Annotated in this window: 9 protein-coding genes; all 9 read left to right on the top strand. The window is 67.8% G+C overall.

Annotated features, from left to right (window positions below):
* Positions 1 to 837, top strand: an 837-nt coding sequence (locus ACMO6A_RS03000) for a DnaJ C-terminal domain-containing protein (RefSeq protein WP_418470759.1), incomplete at its 5' end; no start/stop codon positions are given.
* A 9-nt stretch (positions 838 to 846) separates the two neighbouring features.
* Positions 847 to 1,722 carry an RsmE family RNA methyltransferase gene (locus ACMO6A_RS02995; RefSeq protein ID WP_418470758.1) on the top strand — a complete coding sequence of 292 codons (876 nt, stop codon included), beginning with the start codon at positions 847 to 849 and terminating at the stop codon, positions 1,720 to 1,722.
* Entirely contained in the window at positions 1,719 to 2,951 is a 1,233-nt protein-coding gene (locus ACMO6A_RS02990; protein WP_015760692.1) for a MiaB/RimO family radical SAM methylthiotransferase, read from the top strand. The genes ACMO6A_RS02995 and ACMO6A_RS02990 overlap by 4 nt, the downstream gene beginning before the upstream one ends.
* Positions 2,952 to 3,331: 380 nt before the next feature.
* Positions 3,332 to 4,468 (top strand): C39 family peptidase, encoded by a 1,137-nt coding sequence (locus ACMO6A_RS02985; RefSeq protein ID WP_418470757.1) that lies wholly within the window; start codon positions 3,332 to 3,334, stop codon positions 4,466 to 4,468.
* Between the two features lie 212 nt (positions 4,469 to 4,680).
* A complete protein-coding gene (locus ACMO6A_RS02980) occupies positions 4,681 to 5,637 on the top strand; it encodes a PhoH family protein (RefSeq protein WP_015760690.1) in 957 nt (318 codons plus the stop codon).
* A gap of 6 nt (positions 5,638 to 5,643) precedes the next feature.
* Positions 5,644 to 6,105 (top strand): rRNA maturation RNase YbeY, encoded by a 462-nt coding sequence (gene ybeY / locus ACMO6A_RS02975; protein ID WP_009307055.1) that lies wholly within the window; start codon positions 5,644 to 5,646, stop codon positions 6,103 to 6,105.
* Positions 6,106 to 6,128: 23 nt separating this feature from the next.
* A complete protein-coding gene (locus tag ACMO6A_RS02970; protein ID WP_035585260.1) occupies positions 6,129 to 6,608 on the top strand; it encodes a diacylglycerol kinase family protein in 480 nt (159 codons plus the stop codon).
* 27 nt (positions 6,609 to 6,635) lie between these two features.
* The gene (gene era, locus ACMO6A_RS02965; protein WP_009608610.1) at positions 6,636 to 7,559 is read left to right on the top strand and encodes a GTPase Era; all 924 of its coding nucleotides are present in this window, start codon (positions 6,636 to 6,638) and stop codon (positions 7,557 to 7,559) included.
* Positions 7,560 to 7,754: 195 nt separating this feature from the next.
* Positions 7,755 to 8,036 (top strand): zinc-ribbon domain-containing protein (locus ACMO6A_RS02960; protein WP_418470756.1); only part of this gene is annotated, 282 nt, incomplete at its 3' end.

Raw genomic sequence — 8,036 nt, 5'->3', positions numbered from 1 at the left:
TTCAGCTCCTTCTTCGGCGGGCAGGCCGCCGGCCGCGCGCCTATGCGCAAGGAAGGTCGTGACATGGGCGTGGGCCTGCGCCTGACGCTGGAGGAAGTGGCCGCGGGCGCCAAGAAGGAGATCGTGTACGATCGCCTGGCGCCGTGCCCCGACTGCGAAGGGTCGGGCCTCGGCCCCGACGGCCGCGAGATCACCTGCCCCGATTGCCACGGCCAAGGCCGCGTGGTCACCATCCAGCACACCTTCCTCGGCGACATGCAGACGGCCACCACGTGCAAGACCTGCGGCGGCACCGGCCACACCATCGAGAACCCGTGCCCCGAGTGCGAGGGGCAGGGCCGCGTGCCCGACCGCCAGCGCGTTACCGTCGAGGTGCCCGTGGGCATTCGCGACGCCCAGCAGCTGCGCCTGTCCGGTTTCGGCGAGGCCGGCATGCACGGCGCCCGCCCGGGCGACCTCATCGTTACGTGCCGCATCCAGCCGCACGAGTTCTTCGAGCGCGACGGCGACAACCTGCATGCGCGCGCGAACGTTTCCATCGTACAGGCCACCCTCGGCGCCGAGATCGAGATCGACGGCATCTTCGAGGACGAGAAGGTGCAGGTGCGCATTCCCGAAGGCTGCCAGAACGAGCAGGTGGTTCGCGTGAAGGGCTTCGGCATGCCGAAGTTCCGCAGCGAGTCGCGCGGCGACATGTACGTGCACGTGAACGTCGTGGTGCCCAAGAAGGTGACGAAGAAGCAGCGCGAGCTGCTGGAGAAGCTGGCCGAGGAGCTGGGCGAGGACGTGGCCGACGAGCGCACCCCGCTTCAGAAGCTCCGCGACGCGTTCAACTAGCGGGTCGCCATGTCCCTGCAGCATTTCTACCTGCACGACCAGGTGCTTGCCGACGAGGGGGCGCCGTCTTTCCCGCTGCGTTTGTCGCCGGACGACGCGAAGCACGCTCGCGTGCTGCGGCTTGCGCCGGGCGAGCATATCGCGGTGGTGGACGCCGCGCAGGACTACTTCGAGTGCGAGATCACCGCTTTCGACGATGCGGTCCCGGTGGTGCGCATCGCGCAGCGCCTCGACGACGAGGAGCGCCCCCTCGTGATGCTCGTGCAGGGCCTGGCCAAGGGCGACAAGATGGAGACGGTGATCCGACACGCCACCGAGCTGGGCGTTTCGGCGTTCGTTCCGATGTCGTGCGAGCGCTCCATCGTGAGGCTCGATGCGAAGAAGGCCGCGGCGAGGACGCAGCGATGGCGCGCCATCGCGAAGAGCGCGGCCATGCAGTCCGGCCAGCGCGCGTGTCCCGAGGTGGGCGAGCCGATGGCGCTGGCGGATGTGTGCGCCTCCTTGGCGCACGCCACCGCCGTGCTGGTGTGCTGGGAGGAGGCGCTGCTGGACGCGCGCATCGAGAAGGCGCTCGAGCGCGGCCTCCGGCTCGACCGCGCGCTTCCCGAGAACGCGCGCATCGCCGTGGTGGTGGGCCCCGAAGGGGGCCTTTCGCGAAGCGAGGCGGACGCGCTCCTGGCCTGCAACCCGCGTGCGTCGCTCGTGTCGCTGGGCTCGTCCATCCTGCGAACCGAGACGGCCGGCATCGTGGCTCCCGCGCTCGTCCTGCACGAGCTGGGCCGCATGATGCACGACGCGCGCGAAGCGCAGGAACGCACGTCCGCCCATGTCGAAAGCCGTCGCGAGGAAGCCGGGGACGCGTGCGAGGCAGGCGGGCAATCGTGAATTTCGCCGTCGTCAACCTGGGATGCAAGGTGAACCGCGTGGAGTCGGACGATGCGGCGGCGCGCCTCGCCCTGCGCGGTGTCGAGACGTCCGAAGCGTCCGCCGACCTCATCGTGGTGAACACGTGCACGGTCACGGGGGAGGCCGAGAAGAAGACCCGCAAGGCCGTGCGCCGCGCCCTGCGCGCGAACGACCATGCCCGCGTGCTGGTCACCGGCTGCGCCGCCGCCATCGACGCCGCGTTCTACGAGGCGCTCGACGAGCGCGTGAGCGTGGTGGGGAAGGCCCAGCTGGCGCAGGCCATCGATGCCCTGTTCGACGAGGCGCCCTTTTCTCCCGGCGAGGACGCGCCCCTCCATATCGGATCCGGCTTCCGCACGCGCGTGGGCGTGAAGGTGCAGGACGGCTGCGACAACGCGTGCACGTACTGCATCGTGCACGTGGCACGCGGGCGCGCGACCAGCCGTCCGGCCGACGACGTCGTGCGCGAGTGCGCGTCCTATGCCCGCGCCGGCGCGCGGGAGATCGTGCTCACGGGTATAAACCTGGGGTCGTACTGCGACGGAGGACGGCGCGACCCCTCCGCGATCAGGCTGGCCGCTCTGCTGCGACGCCTGCTCGACGAGACGGCCGACCTGCACGCGCCCGGCGAGGCCCCGGCGCGCTTCCGCGTGTCCAGTATCGAGCCGCGCGATGTGGACGATGCGCTCATCGACCTTCTGGCTTCGGCGGACGGCCGCGTCTGCCGTCATCTGCACCTGCCGTTGCAGGCGGGAAGCTCGAAGGTGCTGCGCGAGATGGCGCGCCCCTACGACGCGGAGCGTTTCGTCGCGCTCGTGGAGCGGCTCTACCGCCGGATCCCGCAGCTGGCGCTGTCCACCGACATCATCGCCGGCTTCCCCGGCGAGACCGATGCCGAGTTCCAGGAGACGCTCGACGTGGCGCGCGCCTGCCGCTTCGCGAAGATCCACGCGTTCCCGTACTCGCCGCGCATCGGGACGCCCGCCGCCGAGCGCGCCGACCAAGTGCCGCCCGCCGTCAAGGAAGCCCGCGCCGCCATGCTGCGCGCGCTGGGCGACGAGCTGCGCGCATCCGAGCGCGCCCGCCGCGCCGGAACCGTCGAGCTCGCCTTGGTGGAGGAGGGCGGCGTCGCCATGACGGAGAGCTACTTCGAGGTGCCCGCCCCCGCCGGCGCCGCCCCGGGCGCGCTGGTCGAGGTGACGCTGTAGTCGGTCGCGCATCGCCCCCGAACCGGCGCGCCAAGAGCGGGCGAGCGGCCTGTTTGCGCGAAGGATCGCCATGGGCGCGCGATGCTCAGAACGGGCTGCGTCAATCTTGGTTTAACGGCGGGGCAGTCGTTTTCCGGCACGGGAAGCTCTTCACGGAGAGCGCGTATTGGAACAGGTCGCGTATGCTCACCCCGAGTCCTCGGGCAATTTCGGAGAGCGCGTCGATGTTCGGGTTTTCGTATCTGCCATGATGGCAGCCTCTCTTGTTTTCTGAACCCCTGCGGCTGCTGGCCCTTTCTTGAATGAGGCGATTCGAAATGCCTCTGTTTTCCGATAGGCTGTATACTAGTCAGAATAGCGATTTAAAACGGGAGGCGCGAATGGGCGACGACGAGGCGCGCGAGCGGGCGCGCAGGAGGCTCGAGGAGCGCAAGGCGCGCATGCGCGGGGAAGCGCCCACCGGCCGCGATACGCACGGCGTGCATGACGCGCGCGAGCCGATAAGCTCGGGTCGTCTCCGTTCGAGCCGTCCTGGAACGGGCAATCGGCACTCATGGGAGGCGCACGGCTCGGAGCTCCTGTTCGCCTTCTCCGAGGCTGCGACGAACCTCGTGCGCGCCGTCGGTCCCAAGCGCCTCGCGATCGCGGCGGCCGCGATCGTGCTGGTCGTCGTGCTTGTCGCGGGCGTTCGCGGCTGCATGGCCGCCGGCGCTGCGACGCAGGCGCCGGACGAGGCTGACCGGGCTCCCGTCCAGCAGCAGACGCAGCGCGATCCTATCGACGAGGCCAAGCTCAAGGCCGTGCTCGGCGACGATTTGGCCGCCCAGCTCGTCCAAGCGGCTTCGGCGAGCGACGACGCGGCATGGATCGCCGCCCATCCGGACGCCTACGCCGTGGACGGCGAAGCGGTGCAGTACAAGCTGCTCAAGCTGGCCGCCGTCGAGCCCGAGGCCGTGCCCTTCGTGCGCACGTTTCCCGACGCCTATCCGGCCGAGAGCGCCCTCGGTACGGACGACCCCGCCTCAGGCGAGGTGCCGCGTCTCTACCAGTGGGATCAGCGCTGGGGCTCCACCGTGTACAGCTCCACGACGTTCGCGCTGACGGGATGCTGCCCCACGTCGCTTTCCATGGTGTACCAGGGCCTCACCGGCAAGGGCGATCTGTCGCCCTACGATATGGGGAAACGTGCGAGCGACGGCGGCTTTGAGACGGCGTTCGACGGCACCGACTCCTCGTTCCTCGTGAGCGAGGCAGCCTCGCTCGGCCTTTCCTGCGAGGCGCTCTCGGTCGATGCGGGCAGCGTGCGCGCGGCGCTCGAAGGCGGCGCCGTGCTCGTCTGCAACGTCGGCCCTGGAGACTTCACCGACAACGGCCACTTCTTCGTCGTCACCGGCATCGACGGCGACGGGAACCTGCGCATCAACGATCCGTACTCGGCCGAGCGCTCGAACAGAGCCTGGAACGTGGACACGGTGCTCGGCCAGACGAAGGCGCTGTGGGCCTACCGGCTGGCCTGAGGACGCGGGTGCGCGTGCGGGCAATGCGTCTTCGCCCGTAACACACGGAAAACGACCCTGAGGCGTGTTTTCGGAGCGAAGATGCGAGGCGGGAGCGGCGCGACCTCGAACCGCCTCGCCGTTCCCGGCAGATCTTGATCACCTGCACTATATTCCCTTGTCGGTTCGATGACATCGAAGCGCGCGCCGGCCGTGCGTGGTACAATGCCCCCATGACTGACCAAACCCAAATCACCCTCACGGCCCCCCGAAGCGTGAACATGGCGCTCATCGTCGGCCCTGCGGACGAGATCCTCCATGTCGTGCAGGATGCGTTCGCCTCGCGGATCACGGTTCGCGGCGACACGGTCGAGCTCGTCGGCGATCCGCTGGAGGTGCAGTCGCTCACGGCGCTGTTCTCGGATCTCATCAAGCTCGTGGAAGGCGGCGGCGAGCCTACGCTCGAGTACGTGCGGCACGCCATCGACCTGTTGCGCACGGCCGAGTTCAGCCCGCAGGCGCTGCGCGAGGACATCCTGCTCACGTACCGCGGCCGGGCCATCCGTCCGAAGACGGCGGGCCAGAAGCGCTACGTCGACGCCATCCGCGAGCATACCATCACGTTTGGCATCGGGCCCGCGGGCACCGGCAAGACGTACCTCGCCATGGCCATGGCCGTGGCTGCGCTCAAGCGCAAGGAGGTCGGCCGCATCATCCTCACGCGCCCCGTGGTGGAAGCGGGGGAGAGCCTGGGCTTTCTGCCCGGAACCCTCACCGAGAAGGTGGATCCCTACATCCGCCCGCTTTACGACGCTCTGTTCGACATGACCGACATGGAGCGCGCCACGCAGCTCGTCGAGAGCGGCGTCATCGAGATCGCCCCGCTCGCGTTCATGCGCGGGCGCACCCTGAACGACAGCTTCATCATCCTCGACGAGGCGCAGAACACCACGCCTGAGCAGATGAAGATGTTCCTCACGCGCCTGGGCTTCGGCTCGAAGATGGTGGTCACGGGCGACGTGACCCAGCTCGACCTGCCGCGCGGCGTCTCGGGCCTCAAAGGCGTGCGGGCCATCCTCGAGGACATCGACGATATCGCGTTCTGCGATTTCACCGGCAAGGACGTGGTTCGGCATTCCCTGGTGGCCGCCATCGTCTCGGCCTACGATCAGGCAAGCAGAAAGGCTTGAGGTATCATGGATATCCAGATCAACTACGACTACCGCAAAGAAGACCTCGAGAAGCTGCCGCTGCACGAGCTGACCCAGTTCGTGCTGGCGCGCGAGGACAAGCCCTTCAACACCGAGGTGTCCATCAGCTTCGTCACCGACGAGGCTATCGCCGAGCTCAACGAGCGCTACCGCCACAAGGAGGGCCCTACCGACGTGCTGTCCTTCGAGTGCGACGGCGTGGACGACGACCTGTCGGCTATGACGCTGGCGGAGGATCCCGTCTACGAACTGGGCGACGTGGTGATCGCCCCCGACGTGGCCAGCCGCCAGACGCGCGAGTTCGGCACCACGTTCGAGGAGGAGATCAGCTTGCTGCTCGTCCATGGCCTTCTGCACCTGTGCGGCTACGATCACATCGAAGATGACGAAGCCGAGGTCATGGAGAAGCGCGAGGCCGAGATCCTCGAAGCCTGGTCCAAGCGCTGAGATCGGGGGAGGGGCTGGATTGCATGAACGCGACTGACGCCATGGGCGAAGGCGAACGCACGGAGGGGAAGCCGTCGCCGGAGGACGGTGCGGCGGACGGCGTGAGGTTCGTCCGCAACCGTGCTGACAAGGATTCGCGCGCCCGGTTCTCGCTCGGACGCGCGTTCTCGTGCGCATGGGAAGGCGTCGTCTACACTGCGCGCACGCAACGCAACATGAAGATACATTTCGCGGTGGGCGCCGCGGCAGTGCTGCTCGGCGCCGCGCTCGGCATCGACGCGGCGTCGTGGGCGGCCATCGTCATCTGCATCGTGCTCGTGCTGGCCGCCGAATGCCTGAACACGGCCGTCGAATCGGTGGTCGACCTCGTGTCGCCCGACTACGCCGAGCTCGCCAAGCACGCGAAAGACTGCGCCGCCGGCGCAGTGCTCGTGTGCGCGCTGGGCGCGGTGGCGGTAGCCGCCGCCGTGTTCGTCCCGCGCCTTGCGGCGCTGTTCGTCTAACGCATCGGAAACATCGGAAGGCTTTTCATGGACAACATCTATCCCGCAGTCGGCGATTCGTTCAAGTCAGGGTTCGTCACGCTGGTCGGGCGCCCGAATGCGGGCAAGTCCACGCTGATCAACGCCATTATGGGCAAGAAGATCGCCATCACGTCGAACACGGCGCAGACTACGCGCCATCGCTTTCGCGCGGTGCTCACGCGCGAGGGCTTCCAGCTCATCCTCGTGGACACGCCGGGCCTGCACAAGCCGCACGACGCCCTCGGCGAGGAGCTGAACACGTCGGCACTCAAGGCGCTCGAGGACGTGGACGTGGTCGCCTTCCTCGTGGACGCGTCGAAGCCGGTCGGCACGGGCGACGAGTGGGTGGCCGCTCAGCTCAAGCGCGCGCGCTCGAAGAAGATCCTCGTGCTGTCGAAGATCGACCTCGTGGACGGCGAGCAGCTGGATCGCCAGCGCTTCGCCGCAGCCCAGCTGGGCGATTGGGACGCCGTGGTGGAATTGTCGAGCCAGACGGGCGAGCATGTGCAGGATTTCGTCGACGAGGTGGTGGCGCTGCTGCCGCCGGGTCCGGCGTGGTTCCCGACCGATATGGAGACCGACCAGCCCATCGAGGTGGTGGTGGCCGAGTTCATCCGCGAGAAGATCCTGCGTTCGTTCCACGACGAGGTGCCCCATGCCATCGGCGTGCGCGTGGAGGAGATGGAGTACGATCGCAAGAAGGATCTCTACCGCATCTTCGCCATCGTGTACGTGGAGCGCGACAGCCAGAAGGGCATCATCATCGGGAAGAAGGGCGCGGCCATCAAGCAGATCGGCACCGAGGCGCGCCAGGACCTCGAGCAGCTGCTGGGCTGCCGCGTGTTCTTGGACCTGTCGGTGAAGGTGAAGAAGAACTGGCGCCGCGACGCGAACCAGATCCGCCGTTTCGGCTACGGCGAAGGGGCTTAAGGGCTCTGTCTGCCCGGCCGCCGGCGGCCGGAACGGCTCGGCGCTTATCGCCGATCGGCTGCGCCAACCTGGAAGCTCGCCTATTTTCTGCAGGTATTGTCACGAAGCGTGCAAACGGGGCGTTGTCCGGCTGCGCTCGGCCCGTTTTCGGCTACAATCGTCGTATGTGCCATTTGCGCGAGGGAGAAAGCCAGCATGATCTGTCCGAACTGTCAATCTGAGAACAAAGACGGCGCGAAATTCTGCAACGATTGCGGATTTCCCCTGACCGGCCGTATGGCGGCCGTCGCCGCGGCGTCCACGAGCGATGCGACGCTGCGCTCGATCGCGGCTGACGACGGCCCCGAGGATGCGCAGGCCGGCGAGTCCGATCCCGACTTCGAGGGCACGGCATCCGCCGTCGAACCCGAGTCCGCCGGGGAACCCGACGCTTCGGGTCCGCTCGATCGTTCGAGCATCCCCGCCATCGACGTGGCG

The sequence above is a fragment of the Eggerthella sp. genome (genome assembly GCF_048329335.1).
Classification (GTDB): domain Bacteria; phylum Actinomycetota; class Coriobacteriia; order Coriobacteriales; family Eggerthellaceae; genus Eggerthella; species Eggerthella lenta.
Note: the sequence above shows the minus strand (reverse complement) of the source record. Positions and strands in the feature narration are given on the sequence as shown.

Excerpts from the sequence above, each read along its gene's own strand:
- ACMO6A_RS02995 (WP_418470758.1), top strand. The coding sequence starts at position 847 with ATGTCCCTGCAGCATTTCTACCTGCACGACCAGGTGCTTGCCGACGAG.
- ybeY (WP_009307055.1), top strand. The coding sequence starts at position 5,644 with ATGGATATCCAGATCAACTACGACTACCGCAAAGAAGACCTCGAGAAG.
- ACMO6A_RS02970 (WP_035585260.1), top strand. The coding sequence starts at position 6,129 with ATGAACGCGACTGACGCCATGGGCGAAGGCGAACGCACGGAGGGGAAG.
- ACMO6A_RS02980 (WP_015760690.1), top strand. The coding sequence starts at position 4,681 with ATGACTGACCAAACCCAAATCACCCTCACGGCCCCCCGAAGCGTGAAC.
- ACMO6A_RS02985 (WP_418470757.1), top strand. The coding sequence starts at position 3,332 with ATGGGCGACGACGAGGCGCGCGAGCGGGCGCGCAGGAGGCTCGAGGAG.
- era (WP_009608610.1), top strand. The coding sequence starts at position 6,636 with ATGGACAACATCTATCCCGCAGTCGGCGATTCGTTCAAGTCAGGGTTC.